The following is a 21,960-nucleotide window of genomic DNA, read 5'->3' as shown; positions in this document are numbered from 1 at the left end:
TCCGTCTCCTGGGAATGCCGTGATCAAGCGAACCCCCCGTTCCTGGCTCAACACCCTCTTCCTCCTGGGGACGCTGGTCTTGGCCCTGGTCCTCGTGCCCTGGAAGCTGGCGACGCAGGGCCTGCGCTGGAGCGAGGTCGGGATGTTCCTGGTGATGTACACGGCCATCGGCCTCGCCATCACCATCGGCTACCACCGTCTCTTCAGCCACCGCGCCTTCCAGGCGGCCTGGCCCGCGCGGCTCGCGGTGCTGCTCCTCGGGGCCGCGGCCTTCCAGAATTCCGCCATCGCCTGGTGCAGCGACCACCGCCACCACCACCGCTTCGTGGATGATCCGGAACGCGATCCCTACCCCGTCAGGCGGGGCTTCTGGTATGCCCACTGGCTGTGGGTGATGGCGGGCGGCGAGCGTCCCGTGGAGGGCGTCGGCGACCTCCTGCGCGATCCGCTGCTGCGCTGGCAGCGCCGCCACCACTTCTGGATCGGGGGGGCGGTGGCGGCCCTGCCGGTGGTGGCGGTGGGGCTGCTGACGGGGAACCTCGTCGGCCAGCTCGTCATGGGCCTCCTGGTGCGCATCGTGGCCACGCACCACAGCACCTTCCTCGTCAATTCCGCCGCCCACTGGTTCGGCCGGCAGCCTTATACAGACGCCAACAGCGCCCGGGACAACGCCCTGCTGGCGCCCTTCACCTTCGGCGAGGGCTACCACAACTTCCACCACATGTGGCAGTGGGACTACCGCAACGGCCCCCGCTGGTACCAATGGGACCCCGCCAAGTGGCTCATCGCCGCCGGCGCCTGGGTCGGCCTCACCTGGGGCCTGCGCCGCGTGTCGGCCACGGAGATGCAGCGTGCCCGGGTGGCCCTGGAGGCGAAACGCCTGGCCTCGCGGCTGGCGCCGGCTTTGCCCGAGGCCCTGGAGGTCAGGACGGCCCTGGTGACCGCCCAGGCCCGGATGGACGCGGCCCTCACGGCCCTCCAGGCCTGCCTCGATGCGTGGTGCTCGAAGAAGGCCGATTGGGAGCGGAAGGGGCAGGCGAGGACCGAATCCTGGCGCAGGGTCCGGGCCGAGTGGAGGGTCCAGCGCGCCCGGACCCGTCGGGACCTGCGCGAAGCCTGGGCCGCCTGGAAGCGGGCGCGGCTGGTGGCACGGCGGCTGGCCCTGGCCTGACGCCGCCCCGGGGCCTGGATTCCAGGGGAAGGCGGCGGGGCGTCCCGCTCAGCCGCCAGCTGGTGCCTTCGGCCGGTGCCGCAGGAACTTGAAGGCCTCGAACCAGAGGATGCTGGCGAATCCTGCGGCGGCGGCCAGCAGCAGGTCCCGGCCCTGCAGGGGCGCGAAGTGGAAGAGGCGCTGGGCCACGGGCCAGGCGAGCACCAGGGCGAGGCAGGCGAGGGTGCCCCCCAGCACCCACCAGAGCGCGGGGTTGGGGTTCCGGAGGCTGCCGAGGATGCTCTGCGTCCAGGAGCGGTTGGCCAGGATGATGGCCAGGAAGGACACCACCATGGCGGCGAAGGTCAGGGCCCGGGCCGCGTCGTGGCCATGGCCGGGACGGGCCAGGAGGTACACCGCCAGGCAGGCGCCCAGGGCGGTGGTCCCCTGGAGCACGGCCAGGCCGATGGCTTTCAGGGTGAACAGGGGCTCCTGGGCGTCCCTGGGCGGCCGCCGCATGACGTCCGCCTCGGCCTCCTCCGCCTCGAAGACCAGCGAGCAGGAGGGATCGATCACGAGCTCCAGGAAGACGATGTGCACCGGCAGCAGGAGCAGCGGCCAGCCCGGGAAGAACACCGGGAGCAGGGAGAGCCCGGCGATGGGGATGTGCACGGCGACGATGAAGGCCACCGCCTTCCGGATGTTGTCGAAGATGCGCCGACCCAGCCTGATCGCCGCCACGATGGAGGAGAAATCATCGTCCAGCAGCACCAGCGAGGCGGCCTCCCGGGCCACGTCCGTGCCGCGGCCCCCCATGGCCACGCCGATGTGGGCGGCCTTGAGGGCGGGGGCATCGTTGACGCCATCCCCCGTCATGGCCACCACCTCGCGGTTGGCCTTGAGGGCGGTGACGAGCCGCAGCTTCTGTTCCGGGACCACCCGGGCGAAGACCTGGACCTCCCCGATGCGCGCCGCCAGTTCCGCGTCGCTCAGTCGGTTCAGCTCCGGGCCCGTGAGGACCCGCTCGGGGTGGGAGAGCCCGGCCTGCCGGGCGATGCTGACCGCGGTGGCCGGATAGTCGCCGGTGATCATCACCACCCGGATGCCCGCGGTGCGGCATTCGGCCACCGCCGCGGGGACCGTGGGCCGCACCGGGTCCTCCAGCCCCAGCAGCCCCAGGAAGGCCAGCTCCAGATCGTGGTGGCCCTCCGGAAGCGCCTCGGGGGCGTACTGGCCCCGGGCGACGCCGAGGACGCGCAGGCCCTGGGAGGCCAGCTCCGCCACCCGGGCGTCCACCTCGGCCCGGCGTTCCGGGGACAGGTGGCAGAGGTCCACGACGGCCTCGGGGGCCCCCTTCGTGGCCACCACGATCTGGCCATGGCCGTCATTCCAGGCGTGGGTGACGGCCAGGAGGTCCGGGTCGAGGGGGTATTCCCGCGCCAGGGACCAGTCCGGGTGCAGGTGCTCCGTCGCCATCAGCCACCGCTTCCCGGCCTCGTGGAGGGCGCGCTCCATGGGATCGAAGGGATCCCGCTTGCTGGCCAGGATGGCGTATTCCATCAGCGCGTGGACCGGCTCGGGGAGTTCCGGCCCCGCCAGGGTCAAGTCCAGCGAAAGGTCCGGCACGTCCAGCCGCCGGAGCGTCATCTGGTTGAGGGTGAGGGTCCCCGTTTTGTCCACGCAGAGCACGGTGGCCGCGCCGAGGGTCTCGATGGCGGGCATGCGGCGGGTGAGCACCTGGCTGCGGGAGATGCGCCAGGCGCCCAGGGCCAGGAAGACCGTGAGGACCACCGGGAACTCCTCGGGCAGGGTGGCCATGGCCAGCGCAATCCCGGCCAGCAGGCCCTCCTTCCACACCTGGGCCCCGCCCCCCCGGGTCAGGGGATAGAGGACCACCACCGCGGCGCAGGCCACGAGGCTGACCAGGGCGAAGGTGCGCACCAGCCGGCCCGTCTCCTTCTGGAGGAAGGTGGATTCGGGTTCCACCTGCTGCAGGGCCTTGCCGATGCGGCCCAGCTCCGTGTGGAGGCCGGTGCCCAGGACTTCGGCCACGCCCTGGCCCGCGGTCACGAGCGTGCCGGAGAAGAGCGAGGGCAGGTCGTCCCCGCCCGGGGCTTCGAGGGCCGCGGCCCCGGTGGAAGCGGCCTTGCGCACGGCCACGGATTCCCCGGTGAGGAGGGACTCGTCCACGGAGAGGTGGAGGCCCGCGCGGAGGAGGGCGTCCGCCGGCACCCGGTCCCCCTCGACGAGGATCAAGACGTCCCCGGGCACCACCTCGCGGCCCGGGATGCGGCGCTGCCGGCCGTCCCGGATCACCAGGGCCCGGGGGCTGGAGAGGTCCCGGAGGGCCTCCAGGGCGTGCTCCGTCCGCCGCTCCTGGAGGATGGTGATGCCCATGACCACGAGGACGAAGCCCAGCAGCATCAGGGCATCCCGGGGCTCCCCCATGGCCAGGTAGAGCCCCCCGGCCGCCACCAGCATGAGGAACATGGGCTCCCGGACCACCTCCCAGGCGATGGCCAGGATCCCGCGCCGGCCCCGGGCGGGCAGCTCGTTGGGCCCTTCCCGTTCCAGGCGGCGCCGCGCCTCCTCCTCCGCAAGGCCCGCGAAGCCCTCCAGATCGAGGCTGGAAGGAGAGGGCGTTCGGGGTGCAGCCGCCATGGTCACCGCCATCAGGCATGTGCCAAGCATGGATTGGTGCTACGGTTCTTCGGCCAATCGAGGCCTGGAATAGGATCTCTCCAAAGCATGAACCTGATCGACGGTTACATACAGGTCGAATAGGGACACAACTCAGGCTATTTTCAAAGCTTAGGCCAACTTGATTCGCACCCAACCTTTTGATCGTTTTATATGCCAGAACCAGCGCCCATTTGTCGGATGGCCAGTCACAGCCATAGCTGCGGAAGATAGCGAAGTGTGATTCTCTGTTCCAATGCGTACAGAACCATCCTTTTTTAGAAGCGCCTTTACCGTATTGCCTTTGTGATAACCCCTTAGTGCAAATGGTCCAGATCGAGTGGGGCTTTCATTTTTAGTGGCAGGGCCCTTCTTGTTTGATTTCTTTGCGGATAGGTTGAAGTCCTCATTGAATTCTTCTGCTTGTTTTGATTTATAGCGACGTTTGATTTCTGCATTCTGATTACGAGCCCCTTGAAATTTCCCATTTTGACGATTCCCATTGGGTTTCTTGGTGACTCGCAATAGAAGAGACTCCAAATCCTTTAGGTGGTTGTCGCTAGTAGTTAGATAAACGCTAAATCTGTCCCATTCCCCTGAGTGCCTATCTTTCTGGTGTTGTTTTAGACGGGCTTTCAGATCCGTAGCCAGCCCAACATAGTATAGGGATCCATTTCGATAAAGTGCATAGATTCCTGGTTTTCCCGCAACGAAGGTTTCAACTACTCCCGCTCGATCGAGAAGTTTCCCTGGGAGATCTTCCAGGTAGTCAGAAACAAGGTGCGGGGAGGTCACCATGCGGACTCCGTGTGCTACTCCATCGGCAGGCGGCCCTGGCCGAGGCGGATGATGGCGGGGACGTGGAGGTCGTCCTGGAAGCCGGCCACTTCGCCGCTGGGGGTGGGGGCCTGGGGCAGGAGGCGGGTGGGGGTGGGGCCGTTCTCGTGGGCGGCACCGTCGCCGTAGATGCGGCCGCTGGTCACGTTCGGGGGGAGGGGCTGGTTGACGGCGGTGCTGGGGGCGGGCTCCGGGCTGCCGCCCAGGTGCAGGCTGTTGCGGCGCTCCTCCATGAGCTCGGCCTCGCGGTCGAAGCCCGAGGCGAGGACGGTGACGAGCACGCGGTCCTCCATGCCCTCGCCCTCGACGGTGCAGGCCTTGATGTCGGGCCGGCCGTCGTAGTGCTCCTGCAGGTAGTTCATGGCGGTCTCGATCATGGAGGCCTCCATGACCTCCCAGTCGGCGGTGATGGAGACCATGACGTTGGCCGCGGCGCCGGACTGGGCGCGCTCCAGGAGGGGGCAGGCCAGGGCCTTGCGGAGGGCGTCCATCACGGCCTCCTCGCCGCGGCCGGCGCCGGTGCCGATGAGGGCCTCGCCGCCGTTGCGCAGCACGGCCTCCACGTCGGCGAAGTCGCCGTTGATGATGCCGGGCTTGAGGATCAGGTCCGCGATGCCGCGCACGCCCTGGATCAGCACGCCATCGGCCACGCGGAAGGCCTCCTTCATGGTCACGCGGGCGTCGCAGACGTTCTTGAGGCGCTCGTTGCTCACGACGATGACCGTGTCGGCGGTGTCGCGCAGGTTGGTGAGGCCGGAGAGGGCCAGGTCGCCCTTCCGCTTGCCCTCCCAGGCGAAGGGGGTGAGCACCACGGCCACGGTGAGGGCGCCCAGCTCGCGGGCGTAGCTCGCCAGCACCGGCGCGGCGCCGGTGCCCGTGCCGCCGCCCATGCCGGCGGTGATGAAGATCATGTCGGCGCCGTTGAGGGCGGCGAGGATCTCCTCGCGGCTCTCCTCCGCGGCCACGCCCCCGCGCTCGGCGTTGCCGCCGGCGCCGAGGCCCCGGCTGCTCTGGGGGCCCAGGGGCAGCTTCAGGTGGGCCTTGCTCTGGGCCAGGCTCTGCTGGTCCGTGTTCATGGCGATGAACTGCACGCCGGTCACGCCGCTGTCGATCATGCGGTTGACGGCGTTGCAGCCGGCCCCGCCCACGCCCACCACCTTGATGTTGGCGCCGGGCAGGGAGTGGGGGCAGGGGAGGAAGGGGGTCTCGTGCATGGAGGCTCCGGTCGTCACGTCAGCTCATCTTCCGGAAGAAGTCCAGGATGCCGCCGCGGCGGTCCGGCTTGCCGCGGGTCTCGGACTGTTCGCGCGCCAGGGCCTTCACGGCGCCCAGGGCGTTCACGAAGTAGGGGTTGCCCGTGGCCTGGGGCAGGCCCTTCACGCCCTGGATGCGGCCCAGCACCACGCGGGGCCGGCCCAGCAGGGTCTGGGCCAGGATCGGCAGGTGGGTGAGGAGGGCGCCGCCGCCCACCAGGTGCACGCCGCCGTGGATCTCGTGGGTGAGGCCCGTGCGGCCCATCTCGGCCAGCACCAGGTTCAGCAGCTCGGAGGCGCGGGCCTGCAGCACCTCGGCGATCTCCCGGCGGGAGACGAGGCGGCCCTCCTCCTCCAGCTCCACGGCCTCCTCGGCGGGGACGTGGGCCGGCAGCACGGTGCCGAAGCGGATCTTGATGCGCTCGGAGGCCGTGATGCCGCCCAGGTGCTTGGTGATCTCCAGGTCGCGGGTGAAGTGCATGCCGCCGATGGGGATGACCGCGGAGTGGAACAGGCTGCCGTGCAGGAAGATGCCCAGATGGGTGAGGTGCTCGCCGATGTCCACCACCACGGCGCCGTTCTCGCGGTCTTCGCGGGTGAGCACGGCCTCGGCGCTGGCCAGGGGCGAGTACATCAGCTCGGCGCCGTGGAGCCCCGCGTTCTTGAGGGCCAGGTTGATGTTCATGATCACCGGGCTCGGCGCCACGACGATGCGGACCTCGGCCTCCAGCGTCTCTCCGAACATGGCCACGGGGTTGCGGATGTCGCGCTGGCCCTTGATGTGGAACATCTGGGGGAGGCGGTGGAGGACCAGCTCCTCCTTCGCCAGCTTGCAGCCGTTGGTGGCCTGCTCCAGCACGCGGTCCCGGTCCGCGGCGGTGATGATCTTGTCGCCGGAGGAGATGGTGATGGAGTCGCGGAGGTTCTCGCCCTTGAACTGGACGCCGTCCACGGCCACGCGGATGCCGTCCACCTTGGTCTGCCCCGCGGTGTTCATGGCCTCTTCCACCGCGCGGGTGATGGCCCGGGTGCTCAGCTCCATGTCCGTGATCTGCCCCTGGGTGATGCCGCCCTGGGGGGAGGCCTGCCCCGTGCCCGTCACGTTCAGGGTCCCGTCTTCCTCCTGGACGGCCACCACCGCCACCACTTTGCTTGCACCGAGGTCGAGCCCTAGGAGAACGGCACGCTGAGGCATGAAGATCCTTTTCCTTGATCTAGGTTTACACCAGTTCCGCCCATCCTTCGAGCATCGCTTCCGCCTGGACGTAAAAAAAGAGGCGGGTCCCCCCCTCAGCGCGGCTTCCTGGGCGAGGCGGGCGCCGGGGCATCTTCCGGTTCCCCCACGGCCACCTCGTCATCCCACCGGAGGTCGATGTACCTCAGGCGGTCCAAGTCGGGCCGCTGGGCCAGGCGATCCACGAACAGTCCCTGGAAATTGGGCACGTTTTTCGTCACATCGGTCCGGGAAAGGTAGATGGGGGCCGGAAGTCCCTCGATGTAGACCACAGGCCCCTTCGCGGTCCACCGGAGTTCCGTGAGCCGCTCATAAAAGCCGGCCTGTTTCTCCCGGAGGATCCGCGCCACGCTCACGAGGCGGGCCAGGGCATGATCTGTCTCGCTGGCGGGATCCACCACCACCGGAATGGGGTTTAGGTTGGAGGGATTGACCCGGTCGAGGAGCATCCCGTCGTCGGAGACCAGGAACACTCCCTCGGGCCGCACCAGCCAGAGCACGGGCTGGCGCTCATCCACCACCAGGCTCAGCCGGTCGGGGGGATCCTTGCGGATCTGGAGGGCCCGGACCCAGCGCATGGACTCGATGCGGGTCCGCAGCTCGTCGGCGTTGAACCAGAAGAGGGGCTTGTGGAGCACCAGCTTCTCCGCCAGGCGCTGGATGTCCACCTGCCGCTCCCCCCGGCAGCCCGTGACCGTCACCTGTTCGATGGTCAGCTTCTGCAGGCCCAGGTAGCGAGACCCCAGCTCCAGGAGGCCCCAGCCGGCCCCCCCCAGCAGGAGCAGGACGAGCCCCGCCCGGGCCCAGGGGAGCCAGGGCCGCTTGGGGCGGGTGCGGGGGAGCATGGACATGGGGGAGTCTTCTGCCTTCAGTCTTCAGTCTAGATCGGGCGCCCTCCGGGCGCGCCACTCGCGATCGCCCCGGCGGCCGGGGCCGCCAGGTCACCGGGGCGCGAGGTCTGGGGTCTGGGGAGCCTCCCGCCACACCTCCACCTCGGGTTCCAGGTCCACGCCGTGGACCTCCCGGACCTTCGCCAGGACCGTCGCCATGAGCTCCGCGAACTCGCCGGCGGTGGCGTGGCCGTGGTTCACCAGGAAGTTGGCGTGCTCGGGGCTCACCTCGGCATCCCCGACCCGGAGGCCCTTCAGGCCCGCCTGGTCGATGAGGCGCCCGGCGCTCTGGCCCGGGGGGTTCTTGAAGATGCAGCCGGCGTTGCGCCGGGAGAGGGGCTGGCTGGTGCCCCGCTTCCGGCGGTACTCCCCCACCCGGGCCTGGATGGCGGCCGGATCGCCCTCCGCCAGGCGGGCCGTGGCGGACAGCACGACCCGGCCGCCCGTGAGGAAGCTCCAGCGGTAGCGGAACTCGCCCGGTTCCGGCCCTTTCTCCACCAGCTCGCCCTCCGGGGTGAGGAAACGGTAGCGGTCCAGCACCTCCACCCACTCCCGGCCGTAGGCCCCGGCGTTCATGCGGATGGCCCCTCCCAGGGAGCCGGGGATGCCGCTGGCGAACTCCAGGCCCGACAGGCCGGCCCGGCCGGCGGCCTCCGCCAGGGCGATGTGGCCGTGGCTGGCGGGGGCCGTGAGCAGCGTCCCCTCGCGCCGCACCTCCCTCGGCAGGGCCAGGCGCAGCACCGGGGCCTCGATGTCATCCAGCACCACGAGGTTGGAGCCGCCCCCCAGCACCCGGTAGGGGAGCCCCTCCCGGGCGCAGGCGCGGACGAAGGCCTGGGCCTCGGCCTCCGTGGTGGGCTCGAAGAGCCAGCGGCAGAGCCCGCCCACGCCCAGGGTGGTGAGCCGGGCGAAGGGCACGTCCCGCCGGTGGGGGACCTTCAGCAGCTCATCGGGCAGGGGGCGCGTCATCCGCTCCAGTATGGGGCCGCTCCAGCGCCAGCAGCCGCGCCTTCACCCCGGGGCTGCCGAAGGCGCTCCAGCCGCCCGGTCCCCTCGCGCCCACCACGCGGTGGCAGGGCACGAGGAGGAGGGTGGGGTTCGCCTTCACGGCCTGCCCCACGGCCCGGGCCGCACCGGGGCGGCCCGCGAGCAGGGCCACGTCGCCGTAGCTGAGGACCTGGCCGGGACGGGTGGCGCGCAGCACCTCGGCCACGCGTCGGCGGAAGGGGGTCAGGCCGGCGAGGTCCACGGGGATGCCGCCGAGCGCCTGCGGGGTGCCTGCGAGGTGGGCCATGAGCCGCCGCACGGCCCCCAGCACCCAGGCGGGGGCCGCGGCGGTTTCGTGGGGATCCAGGGCGTCCGTGAAGCGGAGCCCGCGGACACCGGCCTCCGTCCAGTCGAGGCGCAGCCGGCCCAGGGCGGTGACGAAGGTTAGGGTTCCGGACGGGGCCATGGTCAGGCCACGGCGGCCTTCGGCGGGATGAAGGTCATGGCGCGCTCCGCCAGGGCGGCGATGGTGAGCGAAGGGTTCACGCCGGGGTTGGCGGAGATGGCCGACCCGTCGATGACGTAGAGGCCCTCGTACCCGAAGAGGCGGTGCTGGTGGTCGATGGCGCCGGTCTCGGCCGAAGCGCCCATGGGGGCGCCGCCCAGGATGTGGGCCGTGGTGGGGATGCCCAGGAGGGTCTCCGTGAGGAGGCTGGTGGGGTAGCCGTCGAGGCGCCGGGCCACGCGCTGCCCGAGGTCCGTGGCCTCGGGGGTCCAGGCCTTGGCCGGGGGGCCGTCCCCCGTCTCCGTGACCGCGCCGCGGCGGAAGCCCGTGCGCCAGCCCCGCCCCAGCCGCATCCGGATGTGCCCGTCCACCGTCTGCATGTAGAGGAGGATCATCGTGTACTTCGCCCAGTCCGGGACCAGGTAGGTGCGGAGCGTCCGGAGGGGGTGGCGCGCCACCAGCCCCAGGGCGTTGAGGATGCGCCGCCCCAGGGTGTCGCCCGGCGCCTGGGGGAGCATGAGGGTGCGGAAGAACCCCGCCCCGGCCGGGTAGCGCACGGGCTCCAGGTGGGAGTGCTCGTCCGTGTGGAGGATGGAGCCGATGGCGATGCCCTGGGAGAGGTCCCGGTCCCGCCGTTGGGTGACGACGCCCAGGAGCACCTCCGAGTTGGTGCGGACGAAGTCGCCCACCCGGTCCGAGAGGGCCGGCAGCCCCGCGGCGTCCGCCTTGAGCTTGAGCAAGAGGGGCACGGTGCCCAGCACGCCCCCGGCGAAGATGACCTGCCGGGCGCGGAAGGTCCGCCGCCGGTTGAGGGCGGGGATCGCATGGGTCCCCTGGCGGGCCTCCACTTCGTAGCCGCCCTCGGGGTGGGGGCGCACCCAGGTCACCTCCGTGTCCGCCTCGATGCGCAGGCCCCGCTGCTCGGCGAGGTAGAGGTAGTTCTGGTCCAGGGTGTTCTTGGCGCCGTGGTTGCAACCCAGCATGCAGCCGCCGCAGAGGGTGCAGCCGGTGCGCGCGGGGCCCTCGCCCCCGAAGAAGGGATCGGGCACCGTCTCGCCGGGCTTTCCGAAGTACACCGCCACGTCCGTCTGCTCGAAGGCGTCGCCCCGGCCGATCTCCTTGCCCACCTCGCGGAGCACCTCGTCCGGGTAGGTGAGGCTGGGATTGCGCGTGGCCCCCAGCATGCGCAGGACCGTGGCGTAGTGGGGCGCCAGCTCGCCCTTCCAGTCGGCGAGGTGGGCCCAGGAGGGGGCGGCGAAGAAGGGATCCTTGGGCACGGGCAGGGTGTTGGCGTAGACCAGGGACCCGCCGCCGACGCCCACGCCGGAGAGGGCGGTGACGTGCCCGAGGAAGGTCATCTTGAAGAGGCCGCGGAAGCCCACCTGGGGGAGCCAGAAGAAGCGCTTCAGGTTCCAGTTGGTCCTGGGGAAGTCGCCGGCCCGGAAGCGGCGGCCCTTCTCCAGGACCAGCACCTTGTAGCCCTTCTCCGTCAGGCGCAGGGCGCTCACGCTCCCGCCGAAGCCGGATCCGACGATGATGTAGTCCCACTCCATCGGTGGCTCCTGTCCTGCTTGCCGCTAGTCTGGGGTCATGCGCTGGCTTGGGATCGATCATGGCACGAAGAAGATCGGCCTCGCCTTCTCGGACGAGCTGGAGATCCTGGCCTCGCCCTTCGAGGTGTGGCCCCAGGAGGAGGACCGCACCCTGGACCGGCTGGCGCGGCTCTGCCGGGAGGAGGGCGTCCAGGCCCTGTGCCTGGGCCTGCCCCGCCACAAGGACGGCGCCGAGAGCGCCACGGCCCCGGCCGCCCGGGCCTTCGGCGAGGCCCTGGCCGCCCGGACGGGCCTGCCCCTGCGCTTCGTGAACGAGCACCTCTCCAGCGCGGAGGCGGAGCGGTTGCTGAGGGAGCGGGGGGTGAAGCCCGAGACGCGGAAGCGCCTGCTCGATGCCGCCGCCGCGGCCGTGATCCTGGGGGAGCTCCTGGAACTCCGCCGATCCAGGGGCATCCCGGCCGGCCGCCTCGATTGACCTGTCACGCCCCGGCGGGGGCCGCCATCGCATGAGTGTCCCACTTGGAGGATCCATGCGACGCCTGCTCCTGCTGGCCCTGGCCATGCTCTGCTTCCTGCCCGCCTTCGCGGGCACCAAAACCTTCACGCCCGACACGACGCACTCGGTGATCGGGTTCAGGGCCGCCACCCTGCTCTTCAAGGTGGAGGGCCGCTTCGACCGCTACCAGGTGGCCATCCAGGGTGATCCGGAGGCCCTGGGGACGGTGAAGGTGGACGTGGCCATCGACGCGGCCTCCATCGACACCCAGAACGGCACCCGGGACAACCACCTCCGCAGCGCCGATTTCTTCGACGTGAAGCGCTTCCCCACCCTCCGCTTCACCTCCTCGAAGGCCTGGCGCCAGGACGGCAAGGTGATGGTGGCGGGCACCCTGGAGATGCACGGCGTGAAGAGGGACCTCACCCTGGCCTTCGAGCCCGCCTTCGGGAAGAACGGTGCCGGGGTGGACACCTGGTCCTACGAGGCCAGCTTCTGGATCAAGCGGAGCGATTTCGGCATCGGCGCCGACAGCGTGGCCGCCAAGATCAGCCTGAAGGATCCCGTGGAGGTGAACCTCATGCTGGTGGGTTTCTTCCACGACGCGAAGTAGGGCCCCCCGGTCTACGATGGAGCCCCGCCGACCGGCGGGGCTTCATCGGGAGGGGACCATGCGCGTGGCATTCCTGGGACTGGGGCGGATGGGTACCCCGATGGCCAAGCGGCTGGCCGGGGCCTTCGAGGTTTCCGTGTACAACCGCGACCGGGCCAAGGCCGAGCCCTTCGGCGCCCTGGGCGCCCGGGTGACGGGTTCCGTGCGGGAGGCCGTGGCCGGCGCGGAGCTCGTGGTGACCATGCTGGCGGACGACGCGGCGGAAGAGGCCCTGGCCTTCGGATCCGGTGGCCTGCTGGAGACCCTGGCCGCGGGGGCCATCCACGTGGCCACGAGCACGATCGGCGTGGCCACCTCGGACCGCTTGGCCGCGGCCCACGCCGCGGCCGGCCAGGGCTACGTGGCCGCGCCCGTCTTCGGCCGGCCGCCCGCGGCGGAGGCGGGCCAACTCTGGATCCTGGCCGCGGGCCCGGAGGCCCAGGTGGCCGCCTGTCAGCCCGTCTTCGCGGCACTCGGCCAGGGCGTCTTCCCCCTGGGGGAGAAGGCCTCCACGGCCCATGCCCTCAAGCTGGCCGGCAACACCCTGCTGGTGACGGTGCTGGAGGCCCTGAGCGAGGCCTTCGCCTTCGGGGAGAAGGCCGGCATCGCCCCGGAGACCACCCTAAAGGTCCTCAACACGGCGCTGCTGAAGTCGCCCCTGGCGGAGGCCTACGGGGGCGCCGTGGTGCGGGGTGCCTTCGAGCCCGCTGGCTTCGCCCTGCGCCTGGGCCTCAAGGACGTGAGCCTGGCCCTGCAGGCCGCCGAGGCCTTCCAGGCCCCCCTGCCCATCGGCAGCCTCCTGCGGGATCGTCTCCTGGCGGCGACTGCGAAGGGTTACGGCCACCAGGACCTCGCCGCCCTTTCCCGAATGAGTCGCGAGGCCGCGGGGCTGGAGGCATAAACACCAAGCGTATGTTGTGAATTCCAATCTTTATTTTCATATTACTGGTCAAAGCCTGTGGCCCTTCTTGAGTCATGCGCAACAAGCGACGATAAGGGTGGGTGAATCCCTACCAGGAGCCCTGCGGTGATTCCTCCCGGACCCGTCACGCCCCCCGAACTGTCCTGGCCTCCCCGCGGGGCCTCCGGCCGGGATCGGCGGTGAGCGGCGAGGGCCCCCGGGCCCGGGAATCCGAAGGCGACCCGGCCAGCCTGCTGGCCCGCATGAGCCGGCTGGCCAAGGTGGGGGGGTGGAGCTTCGATCCCCGCACGGGGGAGGGGGAGTGGACGGAGGAGGTCGCCCGCATCCATGACCTGGATCCCACGCTGGCCACCACGAAGGACCTCGGCCTGAGCTTCTACACGCCGGAATCGCGGCCCCGCATCGAGCAGGCGGTGCGGGAGGCCATCGAGGCGGCGCGAGCCTACGACCTGGAGTTGGAACTCGTGAGCGCGAAGGGCGTGCGCAAGTGGGTTCGCACCCAGGGTCAGCCGGTGGTCGAGGGCGGACGGGTGGTCCGGGTTCAGGGCACCTTCCAGGACATCACGGCCCAGAAGCAGTTGGAACTGTCCCTGCGCGAGAGCCAGGACCGCCTGCAGCTGCTCATCGATCATGCCCCCGCGGCGCTCGCCATGTTCGACCGGGAGATGCGCTACCTCGCCGTGAGCCGGCGCTGGCTGAACGACTACGGGCTGTCCGGCCGGGACGTCCTCGGCGACTGCCAGTACGACCTGTTCCCCCAGCTCCCCGCGGCCGCCAGGGCCATCCACCGCCGGGCCCTCGCGGGCGAAGTGGTGTGCACGGAAGAGGACCCCTTCATCCTGGCGGACGGGACCCGCCGCTGGCGGCGCTGGGAGGCCCGGCCCTGGCGAGATGCCCGGGGTGCATCCGGCGGCATCGTGCTCTTCTCCGAGGACCTCACGGATCGCAAGCGCTCCGAGGCCGCCCTCCGGGGGAGCGAGGACCGGCTGCGCCTGTTCATCGAGCACGCCCCGGCGGCACTTGCCCTGTTCGACCAGGAGATGCGCTACCTCGCCGTGAGCCGACGCTGGCTCTCCGACTACGGGTTGGCCGGCCGAGAGGTCCTGGGGCGCTCTCACTACGAGATCTTCCCGGAGATCACCGAGGCCTGGAAGGCCGTGCACCGGCGGGGCCTGGCCGGAGAAGTGGTGATCGAGGAAGAGGACCAGTTCATTCGGCAGGACGGCTCGGCCCAGTGGCTTCGATGGGAAGTCCGGCCCTGGTACGAATCCGAGGGCGTGGTGGGAGGCCTCGTCATCTTCACCGAGGACATCACGGCGCGGGTCCAGGCCCTGCACGCCCTCCGGGAGAGCGAGGCGGCCCTTCTCATCTCGGAGCGCCTCTTCGCCATGGCCTTCACGCAGAATCCTGCTGCCATCGCGCTCACCCGCCTGGCGGACGGGGTGATCCTGGACGTGAATGCGACCTGGGAATCCCTCAGCGGCTACTGCCGAGAGGAGGCCGTCGGACACTCCGCTCGCGAGATGAGGATCTGGCCCAGCCCCGAGGCCTCACGCCGCTTCGTCCAGGAGCTGACGCGGCAAGGCGTGATCCGGGACTGGGAGCAGACCTTCCTGCGGAAGCGTGGCGAGCCCTACGTGGCCCGGTTGGCCGCCCAGGTGCTGACGTTCCGGGGGGAACCCCACATCTTGTCCACCCTCGTCGACATCACCGAGCAGAAGCGGGCCCGGGAGGAGATCCAGCGGCTGAACGCCGACCTGGAGCACCGGGTGGAGGCGCGGACCGCCGAGCTGCAGGCGGCGAACGAGGAGCTGGAGGCCTTCGCCTATGCGGTCTCCCACGACCTGCGGGCCCCCCTGCGGGCCATGAGCGGCTTCAGCCAGGCCCTGGAGGAGGATTTCGGCGCGGCCTTGCCCGAGGAGGCCAGGGGCTACCTTGGCCAGATCATGGCGGGCAGCCATCACATGGGGGAGCTCATCGACGGCCTGTTGGCGCTGTCGAGGACGACCCGTGGCGATTTGAAGCGGGAGCCGGTAGACCTGACGTTCCTGGCGGAGGAGGTCCGCCAGCAGCTCGAGCGGCAGGAGCCGGGCCGCGGGGTCCGGTGGCGGCTCCAGCCGGGCCTCCGTGCCAGCGGCGACGCCCGCATGCTCCGGATCGTGATGGCCAACCTGGTGGGAAACGCCTGGAAGTACACCGGGGGGCAGCCGGATCCCGTCATCGCCGTCGAGGCGGCCGAGCTGGATGGGCAGCCCTGCTTCCGGGTCTCCGACAACGGCGCGGGCTTCGACATGGCCCATGCGGCCAAGCTCTTCCAGCCGTTCCAGCGGCTGCACCGGCAGGACGAGTTCCCGGGCCTCGGCATCGGCCTGGCCACGGTCCAGCGGATCATCCACCGCCACGGGGGACGGATCGCCGCCCAGGCGGAACCCGGCCACGGAGCCGCCTTCTGTTTCAGCCTCCCACCCTCGCTCGAGGAGACACGCCCATGAACCGTCGAGGCATCCTGCTGGTCGAGGACAATGCGCAGGATGAGTTGCTCACCCTCCGGTCCCTGCGGAAGGTGAACCTGGCCAATGCGGTGACCGTGGTGCGGGACGGCCAGCAGGCCCTAGACTTCCTTTTCCGGGAAGGGGCGTTCGGAGGCGTGCCTGCCGGACCCCTTCCGGCGGTGGTGATGCTGGACCTGGGGCTGCCCCGGGTGGGCGGGTTGGAGGTGCTGGCCAGGCTCCGGTCCGACGAACGGACCCGCCTCCTGCCCATCGTCATCCTCACCTCCTCGGACGAGGACCAGGACCGGCTGCGCAGCTACCTTGGCGGGGCCAACAGCTTCGTCCGGAAGCCCGTGGACTTCGCCGAGTTCGCGGAAACCGTGGCCCGGCTGGGCGTGTATTGGATGGCCGTGAATGAATCCCCCCTGGACGGAGGCCAGCCGTGACGGACCCCCTGCGGCTCCTGGTCATCGAGGACTCCGAGGCCGACTTCCTGCTCGTGCAGCGGAGCTTGAAGCAGCATGAAGTGGAAGCCCTGTTTCACCGGGTCCAGAGCTATGCCGAGCTCTCGCGGGCCCTGGAGGACCGGGGGTGGGACGCGATCCTCTCCGACTACAACGTGCCTGGGATGGACTTCCGGACGATACTCGGCCTCATTCGGAACGAAGCGCCGGACCTGCCCGTGCTCCTCGTCTCGGGCAGCATCGGCGAAGAGGAGGCCATAGAGCTCCTCCACCGGGGACTCTCGGATTATGTCCTGAAGGACCGGCCCACCCGCCTGGCGGGAGCCCTGCGGCACAGCCTGGAGACGGCCCGGGTGCGGAAGGCCCAGCGATCCGCCGAGGCCGCCCTCCAGGAGAGCGAGGCCCGGTTCGCCACCATCTTCCGGTCGAGCCCCCTGGCCATCGGCCTGAGCCGGATGGCCGACGGGAAGCTGGCCGAGGTGAACGAGGCCTTCCTGGAAATCGTCGGGCGCCCACGGGAGGCGGTGATCGGCCAGACCACCGTCGGGCTGGGCCTCTTCGAGCACCCGGAGGACCGGGCCCGGATGATCCAGCGGGTGCAACGGGACGGCCGCATCCAGAACTTCCAGTTCCAGAACCGGAAGCCCGACGGAAGCCTGCGGGACTTCCTCCTCTCCGGGGAGCGGATCCAGCTGGGCGGCGAGCTGTACATGCTGGGCATGGTCTCCGACATCACGCCGCTCAAGGCGACCGAACGAGCGCTCCAGGCCAGCGAGCTGCGCTACCGGCGGCTCTTCGAGGGTATGTCCGAAGCCTTCGCCCACTGCCGCCTGATCCTCGAGGAAGGTCGGGCACCCGACTGGGAGTACCTGGCGGTGAACCCCACCTACGGCCGGATCACCGGGCTCGGGGACGTTACCGGGCGCCGGATGAGTGAGGTGCTGCCTTCGCTCCCCACGGATGCCCCCGACGTCGTGGCCTCCCTCCGGAGGGTGGCGGAAAGCGGGCTTCCGACCAAGTTCGAGACCTTTGTGCCCCCCCTCGGTCGCTGGTTGTCGGTCTCGGCCTACTGCCCTGTCACCGGCGAATTCGTCGTAATGCTCGAAGATATCAGCGACCGGAAACTGGCCGAACAGGCTCTTCAGGCCAGCGAGGCCCGGTTCCTGGCGGTCTTCAAGGCGTCGCCCGTGGGGATCATGCTCAGCAACCTGGCAGACGGGGGAATCATCGATGCCAATCCGGCCTTTCTGGGGCTCATCGGCCGCTCCCTGGAGGAGGTGCTCGGCCGGTCTACCCTCGAGCTGGGTCTGTGGGTCCGCCCGGAGCAACGCCAGGATACGCTCCGCCTGATCCGGGAGACGGGCCGGGTTCCGGCCATGGATGTCGAGCTCCAAAGCGGTTCGGTGGACACGGCTTCGGTGATCTGGTCCACGGAGCTGGTCCAGCTGGGCGGTGAGTCGATCCTGGTGAACCTGGTCCAGGATCAGACCGCCCGGCGCAGGGCCGAAGAGGAACATCGGCGGCTTGAGGCCGAGGTGGCGCACGCCCAGAAACTCGAATCCCTGGGCGCCCTCGCTGGCGGCATCTCCCACGACATGAACAACGTCCTGGCGGCCATCATGGCGTTGGGGTCCATGCTCCGCGAGACCCACCAGGAGGTCCCCGGCATCGCGAAGGCCATGGACACCCTGCTCCATGCCGCGGGACGGGGCCGGGACCTGGTCAAGGGACTCACCAATTTCGCCCGCAAGGACATCCTCGAGCCCCAGCCCATGGACCTCAACGAGGTGGTGCGCAAGGATGCGGCCCTCCTCCATCGGACGACCCTCCAGAAGGTGGCGGTGGAGCTGGCGCTGGCGGAGGGTCTCCCGAACGTGATGGGGGATCCGAGCGCCATCTCCAACGCGCTGATGAATCTCTGCGTCAACGCCCTGGATGCCATGCCGGGTGGCGGCCGGCTCACCCTCGCCACCCGGCGCGGACCAGGCGGCACCGTGGAGCTTCTGGTGGAGGATACGGGTGAAGGGATGCCCCCCGAGGTGGCCCAGCGGGCCATGGAACCCTTCTTCACCACCAAGCCCATCGGGAAGGGGACGGGCCTGGGGTTGGCCCTGGTGTATGGCGTCATGAAATCCCACGGCGGGCGGGTGGAGATCCGCAGCGCGCCCGGCGAGGGCACCGGGATCACCCTTTCCTTCCCGGAGCTGTCCGAGGGGCCACCTCCGGCCATCGAGGAGGAACCCTCCCGCGCCAGGACTGGGCGGAGATTCCGGATCCTCCTCGTGGACGACGACGACCTCATCCGGAACACGGTGCCGGAGATGCTCGAGTCCCTCGGGCACGAGGTGGCGGCCGTAATGGGCGGCCTTCCCGCTCTCCAGCTCCTCCAGTCCGGCTACGAACCGGACCTTGTGATCCTGGACCTCAGCATGCCCGGCATGGATGGGGAGGAGACGCTCGAGCGCCTCCGGCTGCTGAAGCCCGACCTGCCGGTCCTCCTTGCCACAGGCTATCGGGACGAGCGGAGCGGGCGGATCTTCGACCAGTTCGAGCGGGTGGACCTGATCATGAAGCCCTTCAGCCTCATGGACCTGCGGGTGAAGCTGGGGCAGATGGGTTAGCCCAGCCGCACGATCCGCTCGCAGCGGGCGGCGAGGTCGGGGTTGTGCGTCACGAGCAGGGTGGTGGGCCGCAGCTCGGCGTGGAGCCTCAGGAGGAAGCCGAAGACCTCCTCCGCCGTGGCGGGGTCGAGGTTGCCCGTGGGCTCGTCCAGCAGCCAGAGGGCCGGCTTCCGCACCAGGGCGCGGGCCAGGCCCGCCCGGGCGGCCTCGCCGCCGGAAAGCTGGCCGGGCAGGCGGTCGCCGAGGCCGCCCAGGCCGACGGTGGACAGCAGCTGTCCGATCCAGGCTTCGGCCTCCGGACCCAGGGTGTCATCGATGAGGAGGGGCATGCGGAGGTTCTCGCGCACGGTGAATTCGGGCAGGAGGTGGGGCTGCTGGAAGGCCAGGCCCACGCTGCGCCGGCGGTAGAGGGCCCGGGCCTCGGCGCCCTCGGGCACCGGACCGCCGTCCACGCGGATGGCGCCGGCTTCCCAGTGGTCCAGCCCCGCGATGCAGTTCAGGAGGGTGGTCTTGCCCACGCCGGAGACCCCCACCACGGCGCAGAGGCTGCCGGCGGCCACCTCGAGCTGGAAGCCGTCGAACACGGGGTGGGCGTTGCCGGGGTAGGTCTTGTGCAGGCCGGCAATGGAGAGGGGCTGGCCGATCATTCCGACCTCAGGGCGTCGACGGGGTCCAGGGCCGCGGCCTTCTTGGCGGGGTAGCGGGCGGCGAGCCAGGACACGAGGAGGGGGAAGACCGCCACCAGCACCACGTCGGACACCTTCAGGCGGAAGGGCATGTAGGTGATGAAGTCGTAGACCGCGGCGGGCAGCTTGATGAGCTTCCAGTGGTCCGCCGCCAGGCAGAGGGGCACGCTGGTGCAGAGGCCCCAGAGGGTGCCCACGGCGCCGATGCGGAGGCCCTGCAGCTCGAAGAGCCGCTGGATCTGCCGGGGCGTGGCGCCCAGGGCCAGCAGCACGCCCAGGTCGCGGCGCTTCTCCGTCACCAGCAGCACCAGGGAGGCCACCACGTTGAAGGCGGCCACCAGCACGATGAGGCCGAACACGGCCGCGAAGGCCCACTTCTCCACGGTGAGCGCCGCGAAGAGGGGCTTGTTGGTCTCCCGCAGGTCCGTGGCCAGGTAGGCGGGACCCAGGGTCTCCAGGACCCGGGACTTCACCTCGCCGATGGCGTCGATGCTGCGGGCGCGGACCTCGATCATCTCCGCCTGGTTCTCGGTCCGGGCGATGCGGGCGCCATCCGCCAGGGTGATGATGGCCCAGCCCTTGTCGTACTCGGAGGAGTGGCTCTGGAAGGTGCCGGCCATGCGGAAGGCCGCGAGCTTGGGCTGCTGGCCGCCCAGGCCCAGCTCCAGGCGGAAGAAGGCCACGGCCACGGTGTCCCCCAGGCGGACCCCCAGCTTCTGGGCCAGTTCCTTCCCGAGGAGGACTTCGCCGTCCTTCAGTCCCTCCACGCGGCCCGGTTTCACCGAGTCGAAGATGCTGGAGGTGCTGTGGGCGGTGGCGGGATCCACGGCCTTCACGACCACGGGCTCCGGCGGGGCGCTGGTTCCCGGCAGGCGCAGGAGGCCCTTCTCGATGCGGATGGGGGAGGCGGCCTTCACGCCGGGCACGGCGCGGATGGTCTTGAGGGTGGCCTCCGTGTCCGGGATGTCGCCGGAGATGTGGAAGACCGTGAAGTGGGCCGTCGCGCTGAACAGCGTGGCCTGGATCTCCTCCCGGAAGCCGTTCATCACCGCCAGGGTCACCACCATGGCGAAGACGCCCAGGGCCGTGCCGCCGCGGGCGAAGCGCACCATGATGCGGACGAAGGCCCCCTTCCGGTGGGTCTTCAGGTAGCGCTCGGCGACGGTGCGTTCGAACAGGGCCATGGGACCAGGGTAGCCGGTCCGGCCGTCCACCTACGCCAGCCCCAGGTGCGCCTCGATCATCCGCGCCAGATCCGCGTCGGGCTCGTAGGGCTTGACCAGGATCTGGGCGACGCCCGTCTCCTGGGCGCCCAGCACGAGGTCGGTGTCCACGATGGCCTCGGCCAGGATCACGGGGGGGTGGTCCTCCCCGGGGCGATGCTGGAGGAGGGAGGCCAGCTCCAGGCCCTTCAGCTCGGCCACGCCGCCGTCCACGAGGACGAGGTGGGCGCCGCCGGGGCCTTCCAGGGCCTCCAGCAGCTCGGTGAGGGTGGCGGCCAGCAGCACCCGGCCATAGCCCTCCTCGGCGAGGAAGGCCGCGAGGCGGTCCCGGTCGGGGCCCTCGGGCATGGCCAGGAGGATGCCCCGGGCCCGTTTCTTGACCCGCAGCAGGGCCAGGCTCCGGTCCGGGGCCTCGGGGGCAGGCTCGGCCGCGGGCGGGGGCGGTGGGGGCTCGGCGGCCAGGGCCGGAGCCGGAGGCGCGGGGGCTTCCGGCTCGTGCCGGGGGGCGCTCCGGGGCGCCGCCAGCGCGGGGTGGCCGCCCTCGGAGTCCGGGGAGGCCTCCTCCTGGGAGCGGCGCGCCTTCGGGGGGACCGAGGTGGGGATGGCCGTGGCCCGGGAGGCCACCAGGGACCGGATGGGGGCCAGCAGGGCTTCCTTGCCGGCCTCGAAGGCGATGCCGATGCAGAGTCCGCCGCTGTCGGCCTCCAGGTAGGCGACGGTGCCCGAGAGCTCCAGGGGCGGGCACTTGGGCAGCTTGGAGAGCTTCACCAGCATGAGGGCCTGCCCCACGGAGAAGAGGCTCGGTCCCAGGTGCATCTTGCGTTGGGTCTTCACGTCCATGGCCCGCTCCACGCGGATCCGCAGGCCCCCCTCGGAGACGTTCTCGATGGGGCCGGACACCCCGATGCCATCGAAGAGGCCCGTCAGGGCCGTGGCCGTGGCCCCCTCCCGGGCGTTCAGGCGGGCGCGGGGCCTCTTCCGGCGCTCCGCCAGGGCGAGGCGCTCGGGAATCTCCACGGTCGCCGAGCCCGGCTTCATCTCCAGGAGGGTGGTGGGGGCCTGGATGCGCAGGCCATCCAGGACGAACAGGAGGCAGACCTCGGCGCCCTTGTCCGCGAGCAGGGGCCCCTGGAGGGACAGGGCGACCCGGTCGTCGGCCACCAGAGACAGGGTGGCCTGGACCTCCCGGCCCTTGGGACCCAGGAGGGTCAGGGCGGTCCGGACCCGCTGGGCCTCCTCAAGGTAGGCCAGGACCAGGTCCGAGCCTTGCCGCTGCTTTTTCTGCCCGAAGATGGCCATCCGATCCGGACTCCTGT

At 70.4% G+C, this 21,960-nt stretch carries 18 protein-coding genes; 7 read left to right on the top strand and 11 right to left on the bottom strand.

Annotation, left to right across the window (positions count from 1 at the left end; all coding sequences use genetic code 11):
* Window positions 1-19 precede the first annotated feature (19 nt).
* Window positions 20-1,171, top strand: coding sequence for an acyl-CoA desaturase (locus tag QSJ33_RS10940; protein ID WP_285726007.1), 1,152 nt, complete (start codon window positions 20-22; stop codon window positions 1,169-1,171).
* 48 nt (window positions 1,172-1,219) lie between these two features.
* Here the strand turns inward: QSJ33_RS10940 and QSJ33_RS10935 are convergent, their stop codons facing one another.
* The 8 genes from QSJ33_RS10935 to QSJ33_RS10900 form a co-directional block, all read right to left on the bottom strand.
* Complete coding sequence (locus tag QSJ33_RS10935; RefSeq protein WP_285726005.1) at window positions 1,220-3,811, bottom strand: cation-translocating P-type ATPase; 2,592 nt, start codon at window positions 3,809-3,811, stop codon at window positions 1,220-1,222.
* A 150-nt stretch (window positions 3,812-3,961) separates the two neighbouring features.
* Window positions 3,962-4,627 carry a GIY-YIG nuclease family protein gene (locus tag QSJ33_RS10930; RefSeq protein WP_285726003.1) on the bottom strand — a complete coding sequence of 222 codons (666 nt, stop codon included), beginning with the start codon at window positions 4,625-4,627 and terminating at the stop codon, window positions 3,962-3,964.
* A gap of 14 nt (window positions 4,628-4,641) precedes the next feature.
* Window positions 4,642-5,880: a cell division protein FtsZ gene (ftsZ, locus tag QSJ33_RS10925; RefSeq protein WP_285726001.1), complete on the bottom strand. Its 1,239-nt coding sequence runs from the start codon at window positions 5,878-5,880 to the stop codon at window positions 4,642-4,644.
* 19 nt (window positions 5,881-5,899) lie between these two features.
* Entirely contained in the window at window positions 5,900-7,114 is a 1,215-nt protein-coding gene (gene ftsA, locus QSJ33_RS10920) for a cell division protein FtsA (protein ID WP_285725998.1), read from the bottom strand.
* A gap of 95 nt (window positions 7,115-7,209) precedes the next feature.
* Window positions 7,210-8,004 carry a cell division protein FtsQ/DivIB gene (locus tag QSJ33_RS10915; protein ID WP_285725996.1) on the bottom strand — a complete coding sequence of 265 codons (795 nt, stop codon included), beginning with the start codon at window positions 8,002-8,004 and terminating at the stop codon, window positions 7,210-7,212.
* Between the two features lie 90 nt (window positions 8,005-8,094).
* A complete protein-coding gene (murB, locus tag QSJ33_RS10910) occupies window positions 8,095-9,012 on the bottom strand; it encodes a UDP-N-acetylmuramate dehydrogenase (RefSeq protein ID WP_285725994.1) in 918 nt (305 codons plus the stop codon).
* Complete coding sequence (locus QSJ33_RS10905) at window positions 8,990-9,496, bottom strand: methylated-DNA--[protein]-cysteine S-methyltransferase (RefSeq protein ID WP_285725992.1); 507 nt, start codon at window positions 9,494-9,496, stop codon at window positions 8,990-8,992. The genes murB and QSJ33_RS10905 overlap by 23 nt, the downstream gene beginning before the upstream one ends.
* Window positions 9,497-9,498: 2 nt before the next feature.
* Complete coding sequence (locus QSJ33_RS10900; protein ID WP_285725990.1) at window positions 9,499-11,088, bottom strand: GMC oxidoreductase; 1,590 nt, start codon at window positions 11,086-11,088, stop codon at window positions 9,499-9,501.
* Window positions 11,089-11,125: 37 nt separating this feature from the next.
* Here QSJ33_RS10900 and ruvX point away from each other — a divergent pair, with 37 nt between their 5' ends.
* The 6 genes from ruvX to QSJ33_RS10870 all read left to right on the top strand — a co-directional run bounded on the left by ruvX (window position 11,126) and on the right by QSJ33_RS10870 (window position 18,735).
* The gene (gene ruvX, locus QSJ33_RS10895; RefSeq protein ID WP_285725988.1) at window positions 11,126-11,563 is read left to right on the top strand and encodes a Holliday junction resolvase RuvX; all 438 of its coding nucleotides are present in this window, start codon (window positions 11,126-11,128) and stop codon (window positions 11,561-11,563) included.
* Between the two features lie 55 nt (window positions 11,564-11,618).
* Window positions 11,619-12,197, top strand: coding sequence for a YceI family protein (locus tag QSJ33_RS10890; protein WP_285725987.1), 579 nt, complete (start codon window positions 11,619-11,621; stop codon window positions 12,195-12,197).
* 58 nt (window positions 12,198-12,255) lie between these two features.
* Window positions 12,256-13,137 carry an NAD(P)-dependent oxidoreductase gene (locus QSJ33_RS10885; protein WP_285725986.1) on the top strand — a complete coding sequence of 294 codons (882 nt, stop codon included), beginning with the start codon at window positions 12,256-12,258 and terminating at the stop codon, window positions 13,135-13,137.
* A 200-nt stretch (window positions 13,138-13,337) separates the two neighbouring features.
* The gene (locus QSJ33_RS10880; protein WP_285725984.1) at window positions 13,338-15,650 is read left to right on the top strand and encodes a PAS domain-containing sensor histidine kinase; all 2,313 of its coding nucleotides are present in this window, start codon (window positions 13,338-13,340) and stop codon (window positions 15,648-15,650) included.
* Window positions 15,647-16,096, top strand: a complete 450-nt coding sequence (locus QSJ33_RS10875) for a response regulator (RefSeq protein WP_285725982.1) — start codon at window positions 15,647-15,649, stop codon at window positions 16,094-16,096. Before QSJ33_RS10880 ends, QSJ33_RS10875 begins: the two co-directional genes overlap by 4 nt.
* Window positions 16,093-18,735 (top strand): response regulator, encoded by a 2,643-nt coding sequence (locus tag QSJ33_RS10870; protein WP_285725980.1) that lies wholly within the window; start codon window positions 16,093-16,095, stop codon window positions 18,733-18,735. The genes QSJ33_RS10875 and QSJ33_RS10870 overlap by 4 nt, the downstream gene beginning before the upstream one ends.
* On the opposite strand, the gene QSJ33_RS10865 is transcribed toward QSJ33_RS10870, so the two are convergent.
* From QSJ33_RS10865 to QSJ33_RS10855, 3 genes are read right to left on the bottom strand one after another with little or no spacing between them, the layout of a single operon-like run.
* On the bottom strand, window positions 18,732-19,382 hold the full coding sequence (locus QSJ33_RS10865; RefSeq protein WP_285725978.1) for an ABC transporter ATP-binding protein: 651 nt from the start codon (window positions 19,380-19,382) through the stop codon (window positions 18,732-18,734). The genes QSJ33_RS10870 and QSJ33_RS10865 overlap by 4 nt on opposite strands.
* Complete coding sequence (locus QSJ33_RS10860) at window positions 19,379-20,605, bottom strand: ABC transporter permease (RefSeq protein ID WP_285725977.1); 1,227 nt, start codon at window positions 20,603-20,605, stop codon at window positions 19,379-19,381. The genes QSJ33_RS10865 and QSJ33_RS10860 overlap by 4 nt, the downstream gene beginning before the upstream one ends.
* A 30-nt stretch (window positions 20,606-20,635) precedes the next feature.
* Window positions 20,636-21,943 (bottom strand): response regulator, encoded by a 1,308-nt coding sequence (locus QSJ33_RS10855; RefSeq protein ID WP_285725975.1) that lies wholly within the window; start codon window positions 21,941-21,943, stop codon window positions 20,636-20,638.
* Between the last annotated feature and the right edge of the window lie 17 nt (window positions 21,944-21,960).

This window comes from Geothrix rubra (assembly GCF_030268065.1).
GTDB lineage: Bacteria > Acidobacteriota > Holophagae > Holophagales > Holophagaceae > Geothrix > Geothrix rubra.
The sequence above is the reverse complement of the archived record's forward strand: the minus strand, read 5'-3'. Positions and strand labels throughout refer to the sequence as shown.